Genomic DNA, 24,690 nt, shown 5'->3' on the forward strand with positions numbered 1-24,690 from the left:
TAGCTAACCATTAAGAAGTACAAAATTTGGGTCCGTAGCTCAGTTGGTTAGAGTACTACCTTGACATGGTAGGGGTCGGCGATTCGAGTTCGCCCGGACCCACCAAATTCCAATAAATGCATTTCCTCTTTGAGGCTCCCAAGCATTTATTCGGGCGATTAGCTCAGTTGGGAGAGCACCTCCCTTACAAGGAGGGGGTCACTGGTTCGAGCCCGGTATCGCCCACCACTTATAAAAGCCTGTTCTTCGGAACAGGCTTTTTTGCTTTCTGCGCTCCCCCTCCCAACTAAAATGTTTATAACATAACAAAGCCATCCCTAGATTATTTATCCCACTTAATCAGAGATATTTCACATCAAGAGTAACTACCTCCATCACACCAAACTAACAATTAATCATTAAAAACACATAAAATCATAGAGTTAAATTTGAATCACTCGCTGTTTATCCAGAAACATTTCCTAACAGATGTTACAAGAATATTGACCTCCCTCTCATTAATGGAAGCCAATAATTGCTTCATCGCAAACGTTAAAGTGATAATTGAAACAAAAGAAATAAAAAATGTTTGAATTACAACAAAGGTTAACGAATGAACATTCTCAAACATAGAAAAACAGCTCTTGCTACATTTGTTTCTGCTCTACTAGTTGCCCCATCACTACAAGCAGCCACCGTTTACCAAGCTGATAACGGCGACTACCTCGATATCTACGGCGAGGTTGGTATCGGTGGTCACTTTGGCGCTGATTTTAAATCTGGCGAGTTCTATAAAGATCAAAGCTACATTGATGACTCCTTTGCCACTCTTGGTGCCAAAGGCCGTAATGGCGAAATCCTTTACCGCCTCGAACTGGACTACGAACGCGAAAACTGGAAATACGGCTCGGGTGACATGGTGCTTAGCATCGATAAGCTTTATCTGGGCTACGAGTTCAATGATCACCACTACATTGAAGCAGGCCTAACGGATACGGCGTTTGACGACTACGACAAGTACGGTGACTTTACGTTCGACACCACGGTAGAAACCGGAGAAGCCGGTGATCAAGACGCGACGGTAAAATACGAAGGCCGCTATGGTGACATCAAAGTTGGTGCTTCATACAGTTACAACGCTGAATCTAGCTCGGGTTCTGAGCTTGGCGATGTCGTCAACGGTTATGCCGGTTACTTTGGCAAAGTCTTTTCTATTGTTGTTGGCCTAGAAGGGCGCGGTGGCTCCGAGGGTGATTCAAAATACGGTGAACAACGCCTACTTGGCTTAGGTATGCGCCTGGCTGTCACTCAAGATCTTACTCTTGGTTTCAACGGTTTCCTCGAGCAAGAAGATATCGCCCAGGAAAGTACCACTGTCGATGTCAGCGATCCTAACAACACCATCAAACGCTACAGCGACTACCAGACTCTCGATCATAAGGGTGCGTTAGTTTCAGCCAAATATAACCTGTCACAACAATGGCAAGTCGTCGGCTCGGCTAACTATGAAGCCTATGAGAACTGGGACAAGGACAGCGAGTATTGGGATGGTAAAGACTACAACTGGGGAAGCAGCCGTACTTGGGGCACCCTGGGTGTTAATTACAAGCCAACCAGTTCATCTGTGCTAGCTATCGAAGGCAACGTCGGCGAAGCCGCACAAGATGTTTATGCCTACGCACGTGTTTATTTCTAAATCTCACCAATAACTAAAAATAAAGAGTCAAACGTCTATGAAAAACAAAATAACACTGGTATCAGCCGCGGTTGCTGCCGCCCTTGCTGCTCCAGCCATGGCGGGCATTAACGATATTATTATCTCTGAATATGTCGAAGGATCTTCAGCTAACAAAGCCATCGAGATCAAGAATACGGGTAATGAAGATTTTACTTTTACCAACGATCATGCCCTTTTCTTTGGCAACGAATCTTGGGGTAAAATTTACAACAATAAAGTCTACAATGTTGATGGTAACCCAGTCCTAACCAATAAAACCATCCCGGCCGGTGGCGTTATCGTCGTTGTAAACCGAGAAGCCGGTGACGAGCTCAAATCCGCTGCGGCTAACAATAAGGCCGTATTGGTTGAAGCGGCTGCCTATGACGACTTCAAGTACAACTCCCTAACTTTCAGTGGAAATGACAGCATTTTCATAGCGGATGCCGATAACCCAGACAATGTTTTAGATGTTATTGGTGTTGCTGAATATGACAATGACTGGGGAAAGGATGTCACCCTTCGTCGCTATGAATCTAATTCAGAGCAAACAACCGTTCACGAACCTGGGCATTGGTCAGAGTTCGCAAAAGATGACTTCACCGGACTGGGTATCGCAACCCTTGAAGACAAACCTGCAGAGCCGCTAGATACGACAGTCGGTCAGATCCAAGGGGAAGGATTCCGCTCACCGCTGCTTGAGGATGGTGAGTATCAGTCAACAGATCGCTACCGCGTGACTGGTGTTGTTTCAGCAGTAGCAAATTCTTTGGTCAAAGGCTTCTACATCTATGCCGACGATGGCAACGAGTTAACGTCAAACGGCCTGTTTATCAGCACAACCAAAGATCAGCCAGAAATTGGCGCATCGGTTACCGTTACCGGTAAAGTCAAAGAAGATTTCGGTTTGACGTTACTTGCTGCTGACGGCTGGTCAGTTGATGAAAGCAAAGGTATTCACCCACCGGCAGCAGTGGATCTCACCATGATTGCCGCAGATGGCGGCAATTTTGAAAAGTCCCTAGAGCGCCACGAAGGTATGCTGGTTCGCCTGCCGGAAGACATCAATTTGGACAATCCAAAAGTCAAAGAAGATATGCGTGTATCGCGCACATTCAGCTTTGACTACGACAGCTACCGCAATAACATGGTTCTGGCCTACAAACGCCCTAATATGCAGCCTAACCAAGATAACATTGCAGGCAGCCAGGCATCTAAAGATCAGATGGCTGAAAACGATAACTTCCGCTTGTATGTCGACAGTGACAAGAAGCCAGGTAATGGTGAGATCCCTTACTACCCTGACTTTCAAACAGATCCAGAGAACAACTACATCCGCATCAACGACAGTGTTGTGGGCTTAGAAGGTGTTATCCACTTCTCTTACGGTGATTACCGTTTGATCCCAATGAATGAGGTGGACAATACAAACTTCATTCATAATACCGACCGTAAATCGAAGCCAGAAGTTAGTGAAGAGACTACATCGGATGCGTTTGCTATTCGCTTGGCAACTCAGAATGTCCTTAACTATTTCAACTCGCCATATGGCGGTGCGGAAAACCAGCATGGCGACAACCGCGGAGCCGAAAGCCAAATCGATTTTGAACGCCAGCAAGCCAAGATCGTCGAGGCAATCTATGGCTTGGATGCCGATATCATTGGCTTGATGGAAATCGAAAACAACGGTTTTGGTACTTACAGCGCCATCACCGAACTCGTTAATGCCGTCAACAAAAAGTACTACTACGAAAACTACGAGGATCGCAACGAGGCTGAATCAATTCACAACAAATACGCATTTGTTGGCTTCGACTCAAACGGCGACGTGGTACTGGATGAACAAGACTCAGTAGGCGGTGATGCCATTACCTCTGGCCTGTTATACCGCCCGAGTAAAGTGGCTATCGAATCATCTCGTATTATTGAAATGCCGCGTCAGGAAGCGCCTATCATCACCGATGAAAACGGTGCTCCAATTACTGACGACAAAGGTGAAATCCGTGAAAACGGTAAGAACTTCCAGCGTAATACTGTTGCCGCGACTTTCCGGCTGATTAATACCGGTAAGAAACTGACGGTTGCGGTTAACCACCTTAAGTCTAAAGGCTCAACATGTTGGGAAGATTGGCAAGGTTGGGAGACTTGGGAAAACTTTGATCCGAAAGATGACGATGTCAAAAATGATGACTACCAAGGTTCTTGCGAAAACTTCCGTGTAGCGGGTGCTGTCGCGCTGGGCGAGCAACTTGCAAAAATGGGCGGTGATCAAGTGGTAATGGGAGATTTCAACTCCTACACCTATGAAGATCCAATGATGGTGCTCACAACGATCCCTGAATCACTTCCTGAAGGAAAAACGATCCGTGCTGCACGTGATACATTTATTGGCTACAAACCACAGTTCGGTCCGAATGGTGCTGAGATCACTAAGTCATACGGCTTGATCAACGCAGTTGAGATGATCAATGACAAAGTAGAGAAAGAAACCAAGCAAGAACACATGGTATGGAGCTACTCCTACAACGATGAAATCGGTTCGCTTGACCATGTATTGATCACCCCGTCACTGACAAATCGTTTGATTGATGCAACCGACTGGCATATCAATGCCGCGGAATCTCCACTGTTTGACTACAGCAGCAAATACAAGAGTAGCTCTTGGGGACAAAACCCATTCTACTCAGAAGATCCTTTCCGCTCATCGGATCATGACTCTGCCATCATCACATTAAGCTACGGCTATGGTGAAACTGCTGGCGAGCCAGTCTTGCTGTCAACAAAGAGCGGACGTATGGAAGTGGCTTACCCAGTCCCAACCGACAAAGCACTTGCTGGCGATGTAGCTAGTATCCAGTTCTCCCCTGCACCTGCCGACCTAAGCAAAGTGACGCTACCTAAGATGACGCTAACAGAAGACGGCAAACAAACAGTCATGTTTGACGTTAACGGCATCGAAGCAGGACGTTACACAGTGACAATGACATTGGAGCGCCCTGCCAGCACAAAATCTAGCGCTGAGCCTATTGCAAACTCTACCGTGTCAATGGATGTGGAAGTGGTTAAACGCGATTCATTGGAACCTAAAGTGACTGAGCCGACTTATGATGGTTCAGGCGGCTCTACCGGTTGGTTTGGCCTTCTGTCACTCATGGGGTTAGGCTTGCTGCGTAGAAAGCGTAAGTAATGACACCTAGCCAAAAGGCTCGCACTGATTATAAACACCCATAAAGTAAAAAGAGGCTGACTTCAGCCTCTTTTATTATTCTCGAGCAGAAAGCCAACTGGCCGGTAAATCACTGTCACACAAGATTTCATCAATATCTTCGATCCCACACACAAACGCCTTCCTGACCCTGCCTAGCTTACTGCTATCGGCAACCAGAATCGTTTTCTGTGACTGGCGTATAGCTTGGCGTTTGTAGGGTAACTCGGTAAGTGCATGGCAAGTAATTCCCTGCTCGAAATCGATCCCCGCCGCAGAGGCGAACATCAAGTCAAACCTCAGGTTATCCAATTCGCTTTGGTTTGATAGCGGGTAAAAGTGATTACATTTTTCATCAAACTGACCGCCACACAAGATAGGCTTACAGTTAGGCTTGCTCTTCAAAGCCAAGAAAATATTCAAAGAAAAACAGACGCCGGTAAATGCAATATCGTCATCTATGGCATGAATAATATGAACAGTGGTTGTCCCATTATCAAAAAAAACCGTATCATTTTCATTAACCCGCTTGGCAGCCAATTTCCCCAAGGCGCTTTTCTCACTGACATGGTTTTCATGCTGTTCAATGATCTTATACTCGGCGCCGCCGCTGCCTGAGTGTTTATTGATGATATAACCACCAATGACACTTAATGTTGGATGAGGAAGGGTTAAATCACGACGCAGTGTCATTTCAGACACCGCCAACATTTCTGCTGCCTTTTTGAGGTGTATTTTATCTTGGCCCTGCAGCAGTTCCGCTAGCTGCCTTAACCGTTTGTCCTGCTTGCTTTCCGTTTTCATGCTTCCTGCTAGCACCTTAGTTTTACCTATCAACAACCTATGGTCGATAGGATGTAGTATATCTAACGATTCGGAGCAAAATAGAATATTCTCCGTATTCTTCTATCGGGATCGCTAATTTAAATGAATATACCCCTGGCAAATATGTAATGTAAGTCACTGAATGATTTATCTTTCATCGACTAGAATACAAATAGCCCCAAGGAACTATTGAACGCATTGCTCTTACCATAAGGAATTAGGTTAACAATGAAGCACACTCTCGACGTCACCACCTCACTGTTAGCATCAACGTACCGCTGCTGGCAGGGGACTGTAGCTAATCAAACCACAGAGCAGCCCGCGCAAATTCTGATGCTGTTTGACCAAGAGAACAATGCCGAATGCAGACTGGTTCGCGAAGTGCTGACCCAATTGAATTTAGATATTCTTATTGTGCCCTGCCCCAGAGGAGGCAAAAACCTCGAGGCACTAAAAAGCAAGGCAGGCAAAGAGGGTAATATCCAGCCCCCCGTTTTTGTTGATAATAACCAATCCAAGGCCATGCAGGGCGCGAGATCAATCCTCAAACACCTTAACCAGCATTACGGCCCAGTAATTGCTTCGACTTCCTTGCTTGGTAAAGTCACCAATCAAGTAAGTTCAACGCTGGCATCAGCAGTTCGCTTTAATTCAGGTACTCAAGCCCAACCTTCCAATCAGCCAGAGCTACCTTTGATTTTATACAGCTTTGAGTCCAGCCCTTTTGCAAGGCTGGTACGAGAAAAGCTCTGTGAGCTGGAGCTGACCTACATTTTGATCAACTTGGGCAAGCAGCAGGTTTCTGATTTGGGGCCTGCGACTATGCGGTGGAACCTCAAGCCTTACCAGCCTTTGCCAAACACCAAGCGAGAAGCCTTTTTCAAACAATACGGCAACGTGCAGGTGCCCTTTTTAATGGATCCCAACACCAATCAAGCAATGTTTGAATCGGCAGATATTGTGGCGTATTTAGAGCAAACCTATCTGATATAAGCTATCTGCTACAAAGCAAACTGCTATAAAGCTAGCTGCTATGAAAAAAGTGCCGTGAAGTCTCCTTCACGGCCAAAAGTTTACCATCCCAATAGTGATACCTACATCGTTGTCAAAAGATCACTTCAGATCAAAACGATCGGCATTCATTACTTTGGTCCAAGCTTTGACGAAGTCATTCACAAACATCTCTTTGCCGTCATCAGAGGCATACACTTCGGCTACTGCCCTGAGCTCAGAGTTCGAACCAAAGATAAGATCGACCGTGGTCGCAGACCACTTCTTGTCGCCGGTTTTACGGTCATGCCCCTCGTAAATACCCTCCTCGCCGGATTTGCTCCACTTGGTCGACATGTCCAGCAAGTTCACAAAGAAGTCATTACTCAAAGTGCCGGGGTTATCAGTAAGTACACCGTGCTGGCTGCCGCCAGTATTGGCATCAAGCACCCGCATACCGCCTATCAGCGCTGTCATTTCCGGTACCGATAGATCCAGTAAACTGGCTTGGTCAACCAAGGCTTCTGCAGGGCCATAGTAATTCCCTTCAGCAAAGTAATTCCTGAAACCATCGGCTTTTGGCTCTAGGACGGCAAAAGACTCGATATCAGTTTGCTCTTGGCTGGCGTCACCACGCCCGGGCATGAATGGGACTTCTACTTCATATCCGGCTTTTTTCGCAGCCTCTTCAACCGCGGCAGAACCAGCAAGGACAATCAAATCAGCCATAGAGACCTGTGCCCCGCCCGCTTCATTGAAATCTTTTTGTACTTTCTCAAGTGCAGCCAGTACCTTGCCCAACTCTTCAGGGTTATTGACCATCCAATCTTTTTGAGGCTCGAGGCGAACCCTTGCGCCATTGGCACCACCACGCATATCACTGGCACGATAGGTTGAGGCGGAAGCCCAAGCGGTTCTGATCAACTCAGGGCTAGAAATACCCGCATCCATGATTGCTTTTGTCAAATTGGCGATATCACTGTCACCGATTGCTGGCGAGGATGCTTCTGGGATTGGGTCTTGCCATAACAGTACCTCTTCAGGCACTTCGCTTCCGAGGTATCTGACTTTCGGACCCATATCACGGTGGGTTAATTTGAACCAGGCTTTGGCAAATGCTTTGTCAAACTCATCGGGGTTATCCCGAAAACGCTGAGTGATCTTCAAAAAGTCAGGATCTTTTTTCAAAGCCAAGTCAGTCGTGAACATGATGGGTGCATGGCGCTTGTCGGCAATATGGGCATCTGGGACTAAATTCGCCGCACTTTCATCTGTGGGTATCCACTGAGTCGCCCCTGCCGGGCTTTTGACCTGTTTCCAGTCAAACTTAAGCAGGAAATCCAGATACATGATTGACCAAGCTGTAGGCGTTGAAGTCCATGCCCCTTCAAGGCCACTGGTTGTGGTATCTTCGGCATTGCCCTTACCACATTTGTTTATCCAGCCCAGACCCTGCTCTTCAATCGGTGCTGCCCCGGGCTCTGGTCCTACACAATCCTTCGCTGGTTTGGCACCATGTGCTTTACCAAGGGTATGACCACCCACCACCAGTGCGACGATTTCTTCATCATTTATCGCCATACGGCCAAATGAGAGCCTCATATCTTTTGCCGCATCCAGTGGGTCATGATTGCCCCCAGGGCCTTCAGGGTTCACATAAATCAACCCCATTTGGATAGCTGCCAAGTCGCCTTGCAGCTTGCCATCCTCTGTTCGTCGTTCATCAGCCAGGAAGGTTTTTTCTGGCCCCCAGTAGACCAAATCAGGCTCCCAATCATCGGTACGACCACCTGCATGCCGAAGGTTTTGAAACCCATAGACTCCAGCGCCACATTACCCGTTAAGATCATCAAATCGGCCCACGACAACGCTCGGCCATACTTCTGTTTAACCGGCCATAAAAGCCGCTTCGCTTTATCCAAATTGGCGTTATCCGGCCAGCTATTTAACGGATCAAAACGCATTTGCCCGCCATCGGCACCGCCTCGGCCATCCCCCACGCGGTAGGTACCTGCGCTGTGCCATGCCATCCTGATCATAAAGGGGCCATAGTGACTGAAATCTGCCGGCCACCAGTCTTGCGACGTGGTCAGCACTTTTTCAATATCTTGCTTAACCTGGGCGAGATCCAGAGTATTGAAAGCTTCTGCATAGTTGAAATCCGCCCCATATGGATTAGAGCGTGAGTCGTGGTCACGCAGCGCGCTCAAATTGAGCTGTTCCGGCCACCAGAACTGATTACTATTGGTTCACCAGCCAGAGCCGAAGCAGGATATGCGAATATCAAAGCAGATAAGATCGCTAAAGCAAGCATGGTTCGTGGATACGTTTTCATTTTTGACCCCTTCCAGCAAGCTCTAAGAGCAGTGACTTTAGATTAGGAGGAGGAGTTTGAAAACAACATTGGAATTTTCCGAACACTGCTATAAGAAAATATGATTAACAACAAATAGTCGCTGGAAGCCTTGAGATCAACTGCTTAGCAGTGACGTTTTACAAATCTCGGCCAAGACTTCGATACTAGGTAGGCAGGTATAATTAGGTCGAAAGACAAAAGCAACCCGTCTGTGCGGGCTGGGTTCATTGAGGTGAATAACCGATAGTTGATCGTTCGCGGCAATCAGCTGGTCTTTAGCCATCGCGGGTATCAATGTCGTTCCCAAATTACCCTGTACCATCTGGATAAGCGTATTCAGGCTTGTCGCGCCAAAACCATGATTGGCCCGTTGCTCAGTGAGTTTGCACACATCCAGCGCATGATCTTTCAGGCAATGACCTTCTTTGAGTAACATCAATCGGGTTTGAGTTACCTCATCGCTGGTGATCTCTGATTGCTGTGAGTGCATTGCGCCTTTGAGGGTGACCCAATAAAAGTCTTCTTGCCAAAACTCCAAGCTCAGCAACCCATCACAGGGGTACGGCAATGCCAATATAGCTGTATCTATTTCACCACTGCGAACCATATCGACCAGCTGCTGCGACTGCTCTTCGACCACATTGATTTCCGCCAGAGGGAAACGTTCATTGAGGATAGGGAAGATCCTGGGTAGCAAATATGGCGCAATAGTCGGTATCACCCCGATGCTCATAGGAAAGCTCAAGGGTTCACCTTTACTGCCAGCCAAATGCTCCAAGTCCTCGATCCGCAGCAAAATATCTTTCGCCCGCTTTAGTACTTCTTGCCCAATAGGCGTAACCAAAACTTGTTTATTGTTACGTTCGAAAATTTGCAGGCTGAGCTGCTTTTCCAACTCACTCAAAGCGGCACTGAGAGCCGACTGACTGACATAACAGAGGTCAGCAGCTTTCTTGAAGTGTAAGGTTTTTTCTACGGCAAGAGCATAGGTCAACTGCTTGATAGAAATCATTGCGCCCCAAAGTCTGAAAGCATGGCAGCCAAGTTGCGCAATTCAACCTCCTATAACACAAAGCATGAGTTAACAAGTTGAAATTACGCGACTTAACTGTAACTTGGGTATAATTATAGACACTAAGGAGCCGCTTTTTAGTCCTGTTATTGAGCCTTTTTCAGCTTCTGCCCTTCCCCTTTCCCCTCGGCTGCAGCTTTTATGCTTTTCTCTTCTGCCTTGCCTTTCGGGGTGAACTCGACAACATGCTGGGTTTCAGCCGGGAAAGTGGTTCCAAAAAATTTGCCGCCACGGTCGATACTCAGGTTATCGCAATAAATACTGCCGGAGACCACGCCTTTATCTAAAATCTCGATGGCATTGGCACGGCACACCCCTTCTATTTGACCATTAACGATGATTTTATCCGCCCAGATTTCTCCTTTGATTGAACCACTTCGGCTAACAATTAACCCTTTTTCGAGCTTCAATGTCCCATCGATAATGCCATCTACTTGCATGTCACAGGTTAGCTTGAATTCGCCTTGGATATCACATCCCGCTGCGATGACAGTTGTAGTTGTTTGCTGACTTGTTGCTCCACTTTGTTTATTAAAGATGCCCATTGAATATTTCTCTCTTGTTCAAAAATATGTTCAAAATTATCCAGGCTCCAATCAACGAAAGGCCGTGGATTCAACGCCCGCCCTACGAAGCGCACCTCGTAGTGCAGGTGCGGCCCCGATGACAGGCCGGAATTACCGGAGTACGCGATGAGGTCGCCTTTGTTAACAAAGTCACCGGCTTTCACGGCAAATTTGTGTAGGTGGGAATAGGAAGAAGAAAAGCCAAAGGTATGCTGCAGGCGCAAAAAGTTACCAGAGCCTTCCTTGCTTGGCCGAACGGTTTCCACTACACCATCTGCCGGTGCGTAGACGGGCGTACCCGTATTTACCGCAAAGTCCAACCCTCGGTGTAAACGCCGCTTACCTGTAATAGGATGAATACGATAGCCAAATTGCGAAGACTGCCTAGCATTTACCACAGGCGCTCCATTTGGCAAACTCTCTAAAATCGCAGTGCGTACCGCTGAGTTGATCGCAGCAACATCCAAACGATGCTCGATGGCATCGACTTCGCCAGTCACATCGACACCCAAAAGGGCTTCAAGCTCATGGAGTCGGTCTGACACACCACTCAGCCTATTCTCACGGGAATCCAAATCAGCTTCTAGATCAAACTTCAGCGCCTTCAGCTGTTCAAGTTCCTCAGTCAATGTTGATGACTGGGCTTCCAATTCCATTTGTTTATATTTCGCGTCATCGGCTTCAGTCTTGAGGTAAACCATCCAGCCTACTGCGGTTAGCGTTACCGTAACTGCAGTTATTGCCAGCCAGCGTAGATTACGCTGGGCCTGGTTGCTCAGCTGAAAGTGTTTAGACCCATGTATCGACGAAACCGATATTGTGATTTGTTCCTTCATAGTGCTACTGCTATTGATAAACCACTAATTATGTAAACGACAAACATTCCATTTTTATTAAGCGAGTCAGGTCAAATTCTTCAAATTAACATTCATGCTAATTATTGTTAGTATGCAAAATGTTGTTGAATAAGCCTTTTTAATAACTGACGATTAACAATACATACTGATATTTTGCTTACTAGGGACAGTAACAGATGATTTCTATCAAGGAACTTTTTCGGCGTAAACCTTGGATACTCTCCGCATTTATTTTGCTCGGTATCGGTTTTTGGTTGTTGAGTGGTAACCAGCCGACTCCATCTGATACCCCCGCATCTCCTGAACAGGCAGGTGAAGATTCAAGCGCTCCCCCTCTCGCTAAAGTGGTTATCGAGCAGTTTACCGTTCAACCTGTTACCCGTACCCTTTCCCTGTATGGCCGCACAGCACCTAACCGCAAAGCTACTCTCGGGGCCGAAGTTGCGGGAAAAGTCGAGAATTTATTAGTACGCAAAGGGCAGCATGTAAAATCAGGCCAACCACTTATCCAACTTGATAAGGCAGACCGAGAGCTACAGCTAGCACGTGCCAACGCTTTGCTCAAAGTAAGAAACCAAGAGTTCAATGCCTCTAAGTCACTTAAAAACAGAGGCCTGCAAGGTGAAGTGGCATTTAGTCAAGCAGAAGCCAACTTGATTGAAGCCAAGGCACAAGTCAGGGGGCTGGAATTGGCACTGGCCAATACCGAGATCAGCGCCCCTTTCGACGGAATTGTCGAACTCCTCTATATTGAAAAAGGCGACTATCTGGGTGTTGGGGATCCAATCATTTCAATCGTTGATCTAGACCCGCTGGTGATCAGTGCGGATGTCAGCGAACGCCATATCGATAAGGTTTACAAAAACCAGCAGGCTGATGTCCACTTGGTAACCGGCTTTTCCACGGCTGGCGAGCTCAGCTTCCGAGGTGCCGTCGCCAACGAATCTACCAATACCTATCCTATCGAGGTAGAGATAAGCAACCCGGACATGACACTAACCGCAGGTACCAGTGCTAGCCTCGATTTAATCCTGGCGACAGAACCTGCCATTAAAATCACCCCTTCCATGCTTGCACTTGATGAAGCAGGAAACCTAGGTATCAAGACGTTGGCTGCCGGTGACAAAGTCCACTTCGTGCCAATATCAATCGTCAAAGTCGAACCCGACGGTGTCTGGCTAGGCGGTACCGAAGAAACCGTCGAAGTCATTACAACAGGGCAAGGTTTTGTTAGGGATGGTGATAAGGTGATTCCTGTCCGCCAAAATACTGTCCGCCAGGCTGGGAGTGAGTAATGTTTGCCATGATCGATGCGGCGATAAACCGCTCACGTACCATGCTCACCTTGCTGGTATTGATTTTACTGGCCGGTGTTATTACCTACAGGCTGATCCCCAAAGAATCTAGCCCTGATATCACTATCCCTGTCATCTACGTTTCTGTAAGCCATCAAGGTATCAGCCCAGTCGATGCCGAGCGGCTATTGGTCAGGCCATTAGAGAAAGAGTTGCGCTCTATTGAAGGGGTCAAAGAAATGAGTGCAATTGCGTCTGAAGGCCATGCCTCGGTGACGCTAGAGTTCATTGTCGGCTCAGATATCAAAACGGCTCTGACCGATGTACGTGAGGCTGTTGATCTGGCCAAACCCAAGTTGCCTGAAGATGCCGATGAGCCTACCGTGCACGAGGTCACCTTAGCCAGTTATGAGCCGGTACTGTCTCTGGTGCTCTACGGGACTGTTCCTGAACGAACGACGATACAAATTGCCCGTGAATTGCAGGACAAGCTGGAAAGTTTCAAGCAAGTACTTGAAGTCGATATTGCCGGTGACCGGGAAGATGTCGTCGAGGTACTCGTCGAGCCTCTGCTAATGGAAAGCTATGGCCTAGACCAAGAAGATGTCTTTAACTTGGTAGCTCGTAATAACCGTGTGGTGGCCGCCGGTTTTGTCGATACCGGCTACGGGCGGTTTTCAGTCAAAGTGCCTTCCGTCTTCGATTCTCTGAAAGATATCCTTGAGCTGCCAATTAAGGTTGATGGCAATACCGTGGTCACTTTCGGTGATGTCGCAACAATACGACGTGCTTACCGTGACCCCGACAGCTTCGCCCGCCTAAATGGCGATACCGCTGTCGTGCTTGATGTCAAAAAGCGAGCTGGCGAAAACATTATCGAAACGGTCAATATCGTCAAAGCGGTAATTGCAGAAGCACAAAAGCGCGACGAATGGCCGGATAACTTATTGGTCGAGTATACTTTCGACCAATCCGACGATATCAAGACCATGCTCAATGACCTTCAGAACAACATCCTGTCGGCCATTATTCTGGTTGTTATTGTGATATTGGCGATATTGGGAACCCGAACCGCCTTCTTGGTCGGCGTCTCTATCCCCGGCGCTTTCCTCACCGGCTTGCTGATGCTGGCTGTCAGCGGTATCACAGTCAATATGATTGTATTGTTCGCGCTGATTATGGCTGTCGGTATGCTGGTAGATGGCGCTATCGTTGTGACCGAGTATGCTGACAGGAAAATGCAGGAAGGCACTGGGCGCAAGCAGGCATACCGCGAGGCGGCCAAACGTATGGCATGGCCGATCACGGCCTCTACAGCAACCACGCTTGCGGCATTTGCCCCTTTGCTGTTCTGGCCGGATACCACCGGCGAGTTTATGCGATACCTGCCCATGACCTTGATCGCAACATTGTCAGCCTCACTCTTGATGGCACTGCTATTTGTCCCTGTGTTGGGGAGTGTCCTAGGTAAGCCGCAATACACCACCAAGCGAGAGCAAGAACGCAAAATCGCTATGGAAAAGGGTGATTTCAGCCAGGCCAAGGGGATCACCAAGCTTTACCTTTCCAGCCTAGCCGTTGCCATTAAGCACCCGATAAAAATCCTGATTAGTGCCTTTGTCTTTGCCATTGCTGTTGGCTTTGCGTACAGCAAGGCCGGCCTTGGCGTCGTGTTCTTCCCGGAAGTTGATCCCCCCCACTTCACTATCAAGGCACGCTCCCATGGCGACTTGTCTATCTATGAGAAAGATATCTTGATGCGCCAGGTAGAGCAGCGGATTATGGGCACCGAAGGAATAAAAAGTGTTTATACCCGTACCGGTGGCAGCGACGAGATTGGCCAGATCCAACTCAACCCTATGGACTGGCAGGAGCGCCGGCCAATTAAAGAGATTATCGCGGAGATGAGGGAAAAAACTGCCGATATTGCGGGGATAGAGCTCGAATTCAAATTCCCACAGGCAGGGCCGCCAAGTGAACATGATTTGATTATTGAAGTCTCCGGGAACAATACCGAAGACATGAATGATGCGGTGCGCCAAGTCAGATATTGGCTCGAGTCTCACCAGGCATTCACCAATATCTCTGATAATGCTGATAAAGAAGGCATCGACTGGGAAATCAATATCAACCGTGATGACGCAGCCCGCTTTGGTGGCGATGCCACCCTGGTCGGCAATACCGTTCAGTTTGTGACAAACGGCTTGAAAATCGGTGAGTTCCTGCCAGATGACACCGACGAAGAAGTCGACATCCTGGTTCGTTATCCCGAAGACAAAAGGGATATCGGGCGGTTCGATGAGCTAAGGGTCAAAACCTTGTATGGCATGGTACCTATCACCAATTTTGCCAGCATTACCCCATCACCCAAACAAGGCACCATCAACCGCCTTGATGGCAAACGGGTTATCGAGGTCATGGCTGATATGTCAACCGGTTATAACCTGAGCTTACAACTGCCCGTTATTAACGCGGCCATTGCAGAAATGCCTCTCCCTCCAGGTACACTTGTGGCCGTGCGTGGGCAAAATGAAGACCAAGAGAAGTCTTCCGCGTTCTTGCAAAATGCGTTTTTGGTCGCCCTCGCCGTCATGGGACTGATTTTAATTACCCAATTCAATAGCTTCTACCAGGCACTATTGATTTTAAGTGCGGTATTGTTCTCGACGGTCGGTGTGTTCTTAGGGCTGCTGATATTCCAGCGGCCATTCGGCATCATTATGTCCGGGATCGGTGTAATTTCTCTGGCAGGTATCGTAGTCAACAATAATATTGTTTTGATCGACACCTACAACCAACTCCGGCACAGCGGGTTGGATAAGGCGACCGCCATCATGCATACTGGTGCCCAGCGCTTGCGCCCTGTCCTGCTAACCACTATCACAACGATTTTAGGCCTAATGCCTATGGTGCTCGAAATGAACATCGACCTACTTAACCGGTTAGTTGAGTTCGGGGCGCCAAGCACCCAATGGTGGTCACAGTTAGCCACAGCGGTAGCAGGCGGCTTGGCGTTTGCAACGGTGCTAACACTGATCCTGACCCCATGCTTATTGATGCTAGGGCGGGATCACAAACAGCGCATAGAGCAGCGTGAGCCAAAGCCAAATGAAGAGGACAAGATAAAGCCCCCCTCTACCCAGCTGGTTGACCCTGAAGAGGTGATAGAAAAGCAATTAGGGAAAGTTTTTTCCTCGCAACCCGAGACAGCTAGCCCCCCTCCTTCCGGAGAGCTGAGCAAAGGAAGTTAAACTTTCAACCGTTCAAAGAGATAAAGCCGCCAAATCATGGCGGCTTTATTATGAATTCAGCCTAATGCCCATTTGATGACTACTGCAAGCAGGCTGACTGCGAAGATGCCGCCGAGGTAGAGCACTGCAAACCACAGCCACTTTTTAAAACAAGGGTTAACCATTAGTGATACCCCTCATCTTCCTTGAGCTTGCCTCTGAATACCCAATAAGAGTAGGCGGTATAAGCGATGATCAATGGCAATAAGAACACAGCCCCACTTAACAAGAACTTCAAGCTAGTATCTGGTGCAGCTGCATCGGCATAAGTGATCGCATGCGGCACGATATAAGGGTAGGTACTGACCCCAAAGCCCAGGAAGGCAAGGAAGAATAAACCAAGTACCACCAAGTAGGCTTGTACCGGCTTGTGCTCCATCAGATCTTTGAACAGTAGGTAAACCAAGTAAGCCGAGCAACCGGGTATCAACAAGAAAAGCAGCGCTTGTGGGAAAGAGAACCAGCGGTCTGCGATAGTTTCATTGCCCAGTGGCAACCAAAGGCTAAGAATACCGACCATTACCACCATAATGAGTGCGCAACGTTTAGCTATCACGTAAAAACGCTCATGCATCCCGTGCGGCATTTTGATCAGCAGCCAGCATGCCCCAAGTAAGGTATACGCTGCAACAGTCACAAATCCGCAGTACACACTGAATGGTGTAAACCAGTCAAACCAACCGCCGCTATACGCCCTATCGGTAACACTAACGCCCTGCAGCAAGGTTCCAAGGATCATCCCCTGGGTGAATGTTGCCATTAGCGAGCCAAGGAAGAACGAGCTGTCCCACAGGAACTGACCCCGTTTAGTCCTGAAGCGGTACTCAAACGCTACCCCGCGGAATATCAGACCCAGTAACATCATGATGATTGGGGCATACAATGCTGGCATCGCGACAGCGTAAGCCAAAGGAAAGACAGCGAACAATCCACCGCCGCCGAGCACAAGCCAGGTTTCATTGCCATCCCATACCGGTGCGATACTGTTCATCATCAGATCCCGCTCTTTAGTGGAATCAGCAGAAATGAACAGGATACCGATACCCAGGTCGAAACCATCGAGAATGACGTAGGCGAAAACGGCTACCGCTATCAAGATGTACCAAATCAATGCGTAATCCATAGCTTATGCCTCACATGGTCAATTTATTTGAAGAAGCCAATGACTGTTTTTCTTTGTCCTCATCACCGACATCCGGCACGCTCGATGTCGGTGGCATAACGTATTTTGTCGGCGGCTTGCGCATTAAACGAAGCAGGTAGAAGAATCCCGCGCCAAATACGGTAAAGTACACCAGCACAAATGCAGCCAGCGACACACTTACCGCTGCAGCATCGACGGGTGATATGGACTCAGATGTTCTCAGCAAGCCATACACTGTGAACGGTTGGCGGCCTACCTCTGTGGTGATCCAGCCACACAAAATAGCAATGAAGCCAGCCGGTGCCATCGCCACACAGCAGCGGTGAAATAAGGTGTGATGATAAAGCTCGTCTTTCTTACGCAGCCACAAGCTATAAAGGCCGATAGCCAGCATCAAGAAACCAATACCAACCATGATCCTGAAACTCCAGAACACAATAGCCACTGGCGGGTGGTCTTCTTCTGGAAAGGCATCTAACCCTTTGACTTCACCGTTCCACTCATGAGTCAAGATCAAGCTGCCTAAATGCGGGATAGCAATTTTATAGTCGACTTCTTTGGTTTCCTCATTCGGTAACCCAAACAGGATCAATGGCGCGCCTTGCTGAGTTTCATAATGCCCTTCCATCGCTGCTACTTTGGCAGGTTGATGCTCAAAGGTATTAAGGCCATGCATGTCACCCACCACGATTTGAATCGGCGTCACAATTGCCGCCATCCACAGCGCCATAGAAAACATCGTCCTCGCCAAATGATTGTTCTGCGATTTGAGCAAATGGTATGCCCCCACCCCACCGACCACAAATGCGGTGGTCAAGAACGCAGCCAGCACCATGTGGACTAACCGATACGGGAAAGAAGGATTGAAAACCACGGCCCACCAGTCCTCAGGAATAAACTGCCCAAGCTCGTTCATAGAGTAGCCAGCCGGGGTCTGCATCCAGCTATTCACCGAAAGGATCCAGAAAGCCGACATTAAGGTCCCAATAGCAACAATAACGGTGGACATGAAGTGCAACTTCTTACCTACCCGGTTCATCCCGAATAACATGACTCCCAGGAAGCCAGCCTCAAGGAAAAAGGCAGTGAAGACTTCATACCCCATGAGTGGACCCAACACCGGACCCGTTTTATCGGAGAAAACGCTCCAGTTGGTACCAAACTGGTAGCTCATGACGATCCCGCTGACTACCCCCATACCGAAGCTAATCGCGAAAATTTTTATCCAATATTGATAAAGCTCTATGTATTTGTGCTTACCCGTCTTGAGGTATAGCCCTTCAAGCACTGCAAGATAACTCGCAAGCCCGATCGTAAAAGCCGGAAAAATGATGTGGAACGACACTGTAAACGCAAACTGAAATCTAGCAAGATCGACCGCGAGTTCATTCATGGTTTCTCCTTAGTACCTAATCTAGCGACCCTTTTTTGAGTAGGTATGGCTATGGAAGCAACACTTTTATTCCTATGATTTGTACGTGTTGCTTAACAGTATGGTTCATCTTGCAAAAATATGGCGGAGAGACATGAAGCCAGATTAATCAACTATCTTGCCGAGTGGACAAGGTGCGTTATAGTTAAATCATTGCTAATCGAAAATCCCACTCAGCCCGTAGCAATAGCAATAAACATGCTGGCAATCCCCTGTCAGTTTTTCGTGAGGGCTAAACAATGAGTCTAAAGTCGACACTGGAAAAGTTTGAACACGCCTTTGAGCCAGGAGGCAAATACCAAAAGTGGTTTCCACTTTATGAAGCATTCGCGACATTGCTTTACACCCCGGGACAAGTAACCAACAAACTCACCCACGTCAGAGACAGTATCGATCTCAAGCGGATCATGATAATGGTATGGATTGCTGTCTTTCCGGCCATGTTCTGGGGGCTATACAACACTGGTAACCAGACGGTTATTGCACTAAACAGCCTGTATTCACCAGAAGAAATACAGCAGCTGGTCAGTGACAACTGGCAGTATTCAGCAACCCTCGCCCTTGGCGGCAGTTTGTCTGAATCCGCCGGATGGGCTAGCAATATGTTGCTTGGTGCTTTCTACTTCCTTCCCATCTACATAACGGTGTTCATTGTCGGTGGTTTTTGGGAGGTATTGTTCGCCATCATCCGCAAGCATGAAATCAACGAAGGTTTCTTTGTTTCATCCATTCTGTTTGCGTTGATATTGCCGCCAACAATTCCCTTGTGGCAAGCAGCGCTTGGTATCACCTTCGGGATAGTCGTCGCCAAAGAGGTATTTGGCGGTACCGGGCGTAATTTCCTCAACCCCGCGCTTGCCGGCCGGGCATTTTTATACTTCGCTTACCCGGCAGAGATCTCTGGCGGTATGGTCTGGACCGCAGCTGATGGTTACACTGGGGCAACCGCACTAAGCCAATGGGCTGAAAATGGCTCAACGGCCATGGTGCATAATGCGACAGGCGAAGCCATCACTTGGATGGATGCCTTCGTCGGTAATATCCCAGGTTCAATCGGCGAAGTATCAACGATGTTCCTGTTAATTGGTGGCTTAATGATCATGTTTATGGGGATCGCCTCATGGCGAATTGTCACCGGTGTCATGGTTGGGATGATAGTCACCTCAACACTGCTCAACATGATCGGTTCAGATACCAACCCAATGTTCGCAATGCCGTTCTGGTGGCACCTCGTCTTGGGTGGGTTTGCATTCGGGATGTTGTTTATGGCAACAGATCCGGTATCCGCAGCCTTTACCAACAAGGGTAAGTGGGCTTACGGGATCCTGATTGGGGTGATGACGGTATTCATCCGGGTCGTCAACCCGGCCTACCCTGAAGGCATCATGCTGGCTATCTTGTTTGCCAACCTGTTTGCCCCATTGTTTGATAACTTGGTCTCGCGTGCCAACGCTAAACGACGGCTAAGTCGTCATACCACTAGCTAGACCCAATTCTCCCCTATCCAGTAACTTGTCCAGAAGCTTGTATAGGGGAGCTTCTTTCAACTATCTTTTCAAGGGGGTATCAAGCCAAACAATCGACAAAAATCATCGGCTCCTGATAACGAACCGGTACGCCTTCCTCAATCAAATCGTCAATAACATCATCGGTCATTTCAACAAAGGCTTCACTGAGCAAATCACAAATGGCTTCTCCGCCAGGAGTGATCGCCAGTGCAGAAAACCATAGCTTTAGTTGAATAGAGTGCTGGGCTAGTTTACGGAACAAACCATCGCAATCAGTGCGGGCGATATTGATGATCATTTCACATAGGCTGGCTGCCAGCCCCTGCTGACGAAACGCCTCTTTCACATAGATAGTATGAAGCGTGAGTTCATAAAACAGCTCTGATGATTTACGAGGATTATGCTGATCTTCGAGGTAACGACTAAATGTCGCCACTGCAGCTACCTCGCCATTTGCATAGACTTCCAGTGCAACATCACTCGCCTGATCAGTTTGGCGGTTATGAGCGGAAGCCAGCTGATTATCTGCAATGACCGCTTGAACCTGATGATAATCCTCATCGAGGGATTCAACCTCTTTTGTCAGCTCAGACAACGGTTTAATAACCAGCTGCCAATCAGATTTTGGCAATGCCGGAGCAAGGCCAAGCATGGCTAAATCTGTACTCGTCAATAGTGCCAAACTTAAGGAGTCGGAATGAATAGATGAAGATGTGTGGTGAGAAGATTCCATGGTCACTCCCTTTGATTTTGCAAAACCGGAGTGTACCAAAAGCCATTAAAATCACAGTGATGCAATCAAACATCTGTGAGCGAGGTTTCACTTTGTAGGCGTAGCGGCCAATTAAAGCCGCTATTTTATCGCTTCTGGTGAACCTAGGTTACCACTGCACAAACATCATGTTACCGTTGAGTTGGTTGATAACTGGTAACTGGTTGATAATTTATAGCCATTTCGCCCTGATGCCTTAACTTGGTACAGGGCTCTATCCGCTTTGAGTAATAAAGACACCCACTCTTGGCAAAGCTGAACGGCACTTGAGGTGAATATCGCCCCCATTGAAACAGTAACCGAATATTCACCGCAACTCAGTGAAAAATCGGTATCGGTAATTTGCCGTTGGATCCGCTGCAGAACACGCTCGCTCTCGCTTTCGCGGCACGACACGACCAAAATGAACTCTTCACCGCCCCAACGGACGACGACATCCCTCTGACGAACAGCGGCTTTAAGCCGCTTGGCAATTTCCACCAGCACCTCATCACCGACGTTATGGCCATAGTCATCGTTAAACTTCTTGAAGTGATCAATATCAATGACCACGACCAAACCGCCATGCCGGTAGCCTGCAATAGGCAGATCTTTCAACCAACGCTCAAGGAATCGTCGATTATGCAGCATAGTCAGCGGATCTTTATTTGATTGGGTTTCCAGCTGCGCATTGGATTGCTCGAGCACCTGCTTATCTTTATTAAGCATGGAATAGCGGCGATATAACCAATAGAGCAAAATGATGATCAGTGCAGTACCGAGCTTAAGCATATTTTCGCTGGCCTTTCTCTCGGCCAGCCTTGACGATGTCAGCGCATTTTCCGCCTTTAGCAGCTGGATCTCTTTTTCTTTGACATGCGTGTCATAGCGCTCTTGCATGTCAAACAACTCTTTCCTGCGGATATCAAACAGGTAACTGCGCCCTAACTCCGAGTACTTTTTGAAGTAATGCAACGCTTGCTGGTAATCATCACCACTTTCATAAATTTTTGCCAACAGCTCATAGACATAGATCATTCGATGTTCGATTTGATTCGACTCATAGACCGCCAAGGCAAGCTTGGCATAATACAGAGCTTGGTCGGCTCGACCCGAAGAATAAAAAGCTTCCGAAAGACTTTCGTGGCAATTGGCAGCTGAAATACCATTTTTACCACCGTGCCGCCTTGCCATAGCCAAGCACTGCTCTGCCGCCGTCATTGCAGACGGTTCATCTCCATGATCCAAGTAGTAAGCTGACAAGTTAATCAACGCAATTGTTTTTATCCGCACCGAACGTGTTTTTGACGACAGCTGTAGCGCCTTATCAACATGAAACTTTCTCTGTCGCTCGTTTCCTAAATATTTGTCGATGACACCTGCATTGATATGCAAGATAGATTCAACATAAGCATTATTGATTGCACTTCGTCCATACCATTCGAAAGCACGCTGGCTGTAATGCGAGGCCGTTTCCCACTCTTCCATATTGATATAAACCGAGGCGATATTGGAAAGCAATCTTGCCAGTTGCTGGTTGTCAGAGCGTGAAGAGAAAATCTCATAAGCTTCTTGGTAGTTATCCAAGGCTGCATTGTAATTGGAGCGCTCCACATCAATATTCGCGAGCCATTTCAAGCTTCTTGCCAGCAGTAACTGATAGCCAATTTGCTCAGCGTTAAGCTTTACCGATTCCAGCTTAACTTGCGCCAAGGCATATTCCCGTTGATCCATTAAGGTTAACGCATCCAGGAACATCACCTCAGCCTCCATCCACGCTTCCCCTGACTTCTGGGCAACCTTCTCCAACTGGTCGATAAAGAAAACGATATCAACGTCTGCCCGGTCTTCAGCCTGTTCAATGTTATAGCGCGCAAGCCAATACAAAGCTTGCTCATTGTAACTGGCACCTTCTTCCATGCGCCTTTGCAAATACACGTTTTGCTTATCCGCAAGGGAAGGATTATCCCACGACAAGTTGTAATAGTTGAGAAAAGGATTGTCGTCGCTGTCTACCTTACTGGATAAATAGCATTGCTGTACGGATTTATCACCAGCAGCCAGCGCCTTCGGTGAAAGAAAACCGCAAGATAAGATAATGAATAAACTAACAGTTAGCGCTTTAAGGCAAAAAGGTATAGGCATAAGATGAGAGGCAATAAAATTCAACGTCTTCCATAATCATGTTCCATCGAACAGTATTTTTAACAAAATTCGAGTTAGAAATACAGCAAAGTTATGCAACTATCTCAATCAGTATGTAAACCGGATTATGCACAAGTGGCATCCCTTGACTCCTTCAGGGTGACTGATAGGTATAACCCACGTTATCATGTGATCCCATTAACATTTTTCACTTTCTATTAGCGAAAATAACTATTCGCTTTTATTGCTAAGCTATATCCACTTTCTTTACAAACAAAACACTAGATTGAATAACCTCGGATATTTAATCACTATTTAACTGCGATTCTATTTTCCTATTAAAAAGCCATAAATATATTATTAGAGAATTATCACATTTACGGTTTAATAATTCTCTTAACCTATACCCAAGCTACTTCAATATGCAGGTTCAGCGAGAATTTATAAGCTTATAGACAAGGCATTGTTTTGAATGCGCTGACAACACTCTGAATCCTGCACCTTGAGGTAACTTGGGTATACACCTAACCAAGCAACTTCTTAGCTTGGATTAAATAAATCAAATACAAATAAAAACAAACTCTTTAATGGAGATACGATCATGCGCATAGTTTTAGCACTAGGCGGAAATGCCCTTTTGGCCCGTGGCCAAGCCCTTACCGCTGAAAACCAAAGAGAAAATATCCAAAAAGCCGCTGCGAGCATTGCAGCGATTGCCAACGATCACGAAGTGGTAATTGTTCACGGCAATGGGCCACAGGTTGGCTTGTTAATGGAACAAAACAGCGCTTACCAAGAATATTCACCTGAAACGACACCGTATCCAATGGATGTATTGGGCTCTCAGACCTGCGGCATGGTTGGTTACATGTTGCAACAAGAGCTTCGGAATATCGATGCCAACCTATCTGTGGCGACCCTAGTCACCCAAACTGAAGTCAGCAAAGATGATCCCGCTTTTGCCAACCCGACTAAATTCGTTGGCCCGGTTTACACCGAGGGGCGCGCCAAAGAAATCATGGCAGTTAGCGACAAAGAGTTTAAAGCGGATGGTCAATACTTCCGTCGCGTTGTGCCATCTCCAATGCCTAAAGCAATTATTGAGCAGCAGCAAGTTGAAACCCTACTAAAAAGCGGCAATGTTGTGATTGCTTGTGGTGGCGGCGGTGTGCCTGTTTGCCGCCAGGAAGGCAAATTGGTTGGTGTCGAGTGTGTTATCGACAAAGACCTCACCGCTGAGTTATTGGCAGAAACCATCAACGCAGATCTATTTGTGATTTTGACTGACGGCTCTATCTACCGTAACTACGGTAAAGAAGACCAGGCTGAGATGAAAGTTGCTACCCCTGAAGGGCTGTCTCACTTTAACTTCCCTGCCGGTTCTATGGGGCCAAAAGTCGATGCTGTATGCCAGTTCGTCAACAGCGGCCGCGGTAATGCTGCTATCGGCTCACTGTTCGAGCTCGATAAAATCCTCACCAACGAGGCAGGCACATTAATCAAAGCCGGTGAAGGCATTGAGTACTACTAAGTTAAACTAGCTTTGGTTTCATTTAAT

General features: G+C 47.5%; 14 protein-coding genes, 2 tRNA genes and 2 pseudogenes. 9 read left to right on the forward strand and 9 right to left on the reverse strand.

The genetic code is table 11. The features are described from left to right. Window positions 1-28 precede the first annotated feature (28 nt). The 4 genes from ACXAGQ_RS00005 to ACXAGQ_RS00020 all read left to right on the forward strand — a co-directional run bounded on the left by ACXAGQ_RS00005 (window position 29) and on the right by ACXAGQ_RS00020 (window position 4,883). Window positions 29-105 (forward strand) — tRNA-Val (locus ACXAGQ_RS00005). 47 nt (window positions 106-152) lie between these two features. Then, window positions 153-228: transfer RNA gene (locus ACXAGQ_RS00010), tRNA-Val, on the forward strand. A gap of 364 nt (window positions 229-592) precedes the next feature. Continuing rightward, window positions 593-1,675, forward strand: a complete 1,083-nt coding sequence (locus ACXAGQ_RS00015) for a porin (RefSeq protein WP_475250697.1) — start codon at window positions 593-595, stop codon at window positions 1,673-1,675. Window positions 1,676-1,712: 37 nt separating this feature from the next. Then, window positions 1,713-4,883, forward strand: a complete 3,171-nt coding sequence (locus ACXAGQ_RS00020; protein WP_475250699.1) for an ExeM/NucH family extracellular endonuclease — start codon at window positions 1,713-1,715, stop codon at window positions 4,881-4,883. 75 nt (window positions 4,884-4,958) lie between these two features. Here ACXAGQ_RS00020 and deoR read toward each other — a convergent pair whose 3' ends face one another. Then, a complete protein-coding gene (gene deoR / locus ACXAGQ_RS00025) occupies window positions 4,959-5,705 on the reverse strand; it encodes a DNA-binding transcriptional repressor DeoR (RefSeq protein ID WP_475250701.1) in 747 nt (248 codons plus the stop codon). A gap of 249 nt (window positions 5,706-5,954) precedes the next feature. On the opposite strand from deoR, the gene ACXAGQ_RS00030 reads away from it, so the two are divergent. After that, window positions 5,955-6,719, forward strand: coding sequence for a glutathione S-transferase N-terminal domain-containing protein (locus ACXAGQ_RS00030; protein ID WP_475250703.1), 765 nt, complete (start codon window positions 5,955-5,957; stop codon window positions 6,717-6,719). A gap of 120 nt (window positions 6,720-6,839) precedes the next feature. On the opposite strand, the pseudogene katG reads toward ACXAGQ_RS00030, so the two are convergent. The 4 genes and pseudogenes from katG to ACXAGQ_RS00050 all read right to left on the reverse strand — a co-directional run bounded on the left by katG (window position 6,840) and on the right by ACXAGQ_RS00050 (window position 11,546). Then, window positions 6,840-9,030 (reverse strand): annotated as a pseudogene (gene katG, locus ACXAGQ_RS00035) (catalase/peroxidase HPI). 157 nt (window positions 9,031-9,187) lie between these two features. Next, window positions 9,188-10,084, reverse strand: coding sequence for a hydrogen peroxide-inducible genes activator (locus ACXAGQ_RS00040; RefSeq protein ID WP_475250705.1), 897 nt, complete (start codon window positions 10,082-10,084; stop codon window positions 9,188-9,190). Between the two features lie 146 nt (window positions 10,085-10,230). Then, window positions 10,231-10,584, reverse strand: a complete 354-nt coding sequence (locus ACXAGQ_RS00045) for a bactofilin family protein (protein WP_475250707.1) — start codon at window positions 10,582-10,584, stop codon at window positions 10,231-10,233. A gap of 8 nt (window positions 10,585-10,592) precedes the next feature. Beyond that, on the reverse strand, window positions 10,593-11,546 hold the full coding sequence (locus ACXAGQ_RS00050; protein WP_475250709.1) for a M23 family metallopeptidase: 954 nt from the start codon (window positions 11,544-11,546) through the stop codon (window positions 10,593-10,595). A gap of 197 nt (window positions 11,547-11,743) precedes the next feature. Here ACXAGQ_RS00050 and ACXAGQ_RS00055 point away from each other — a divergent pair, with 197 nt between their 5' ends. Then, a complete protein-coding gene (locus ACXAGQ_RS00055; protein WP_475250711.1) occupies window positions 11,744-12,862 on the forward strand; it encodes an efflux RND transporter periplasmic adaptor subunit in 1,119 nt (372 codons plus the stop codon). After that, window positions 12,862-15,939: pseudogene (locus ACXAGQ_RS00060) on the forward strand (efflux RND transporter permease subunit); the annotation flags it as partial. The gene ACXAGQ_RS00055 and the pseudogene ACXAGQ_RS00060, both read left to right, overlap by 1 nt. A gap of 337 nt (window positions 15,940-16,276) precedes the next feature. On the opposite strand, the gene cydB reads toward ACXAGQ_RS00060, so the two are convergent. Together cydB and ACXAGQ_RS00070 are read right to left on the reverse strand one after the other, a co-directional pair. Beyond that, window positions 16,277-17,275, reverse strand: a complete 999-nt coding sequence (cydB, locus tag ACXAGQ_RS00065) for a cytochrome d ubiquinol oxidase subunit II (RefSeq protein WP_475250713.1) — start codon at window positions 17,273-17,275, stop codon at window positions 16,277-16,279. 10 nt (window positions 17,276-17,285) lie between these two features. Further along, the gene (locus ACXAGQ_RS00070) at window positions 17,286-18,689 is read right to left on the reverse strand and encodes a cytochrome ubiquinol oxidase subunit I (RefSeq protein ID WP_475250715.1); all 1,404 of its coding nucleotides are present in this window, start codon (window positions 18,687-18,689) and stop codon (window positions 17,286-17,288) included. A gap of 278 nt (window positions 18,690-18,967) precedes the next feature. Between ACXAGQ_RS00070 and ACXAGQ_RS00075 the strand changes: the two genes are divergently transcribed. Further along, entirely contained in the window at window positions 18,968-20,215 is a 1,248-nt protein-coding gene (locus ACXAGQ_RS00075) for an NADH:ubiquinone reductase (Na(+)-transporting) subunit B (RefSeq protein WP_475250717.1), read from the forward strand. A gap of 79 nt (window positions 20,216-20,294) precedes the next feature. On the opposite strand, the gene ACXAGQ_RS00080 is transcribed toward ACXAGQ_RS00075, so the two are convergent. Together ACXAGQ_RS00080 and ACXAGQ_RS00085 are read right to left on the reverse strand one after the other, a co-directional pair. After that, window positions 20,295-20,969 carry a GNAT family N-acetyltransferase gene (locus tag ACXAGQ_RS00080; protein ID WP_475250719.1) on the reverse strand — a complete coding sequence of 225 codons (675 nt, stop codon included), beginning with the start codon at window positions 20,967-20,969 and terminating at the stop codon, window positions 20,295-20,297. Window positions 20,970-21,134: 165 nt separating this feature from the next. After that, window positions 21,135-22,925, reverse strand: coding sequence for a diguanylate cyclase (locus ACXAGQ_RS00085; RefSeq protein WP_475250721.1), 1,791 nt, complete (start codon window positions 22,923-22,925; stop codon window positions 21,135-21,137). Between the two features lie 808 nt (window positions 22,926-23,733). Between ACXAGQ_RS00085 and ACXAGQ_RS00090 the strand changes: the two genes are divergently transcribed. Beyond that, a complete protein-coding gene (locus ACXAGQ_RS00090) occupies window positions 23,734-24,663 on the forward strand; it encodes a carbamate kinase (protein ID WP_475250723.1) in 930 nt (309 codons plus the stop codon). Window positions 24,664-24,690: the final 27 nt, after the last annotated feature.

Source organism: Photobacterium sp. ABD4_091 (assembly GCF_056160145.1).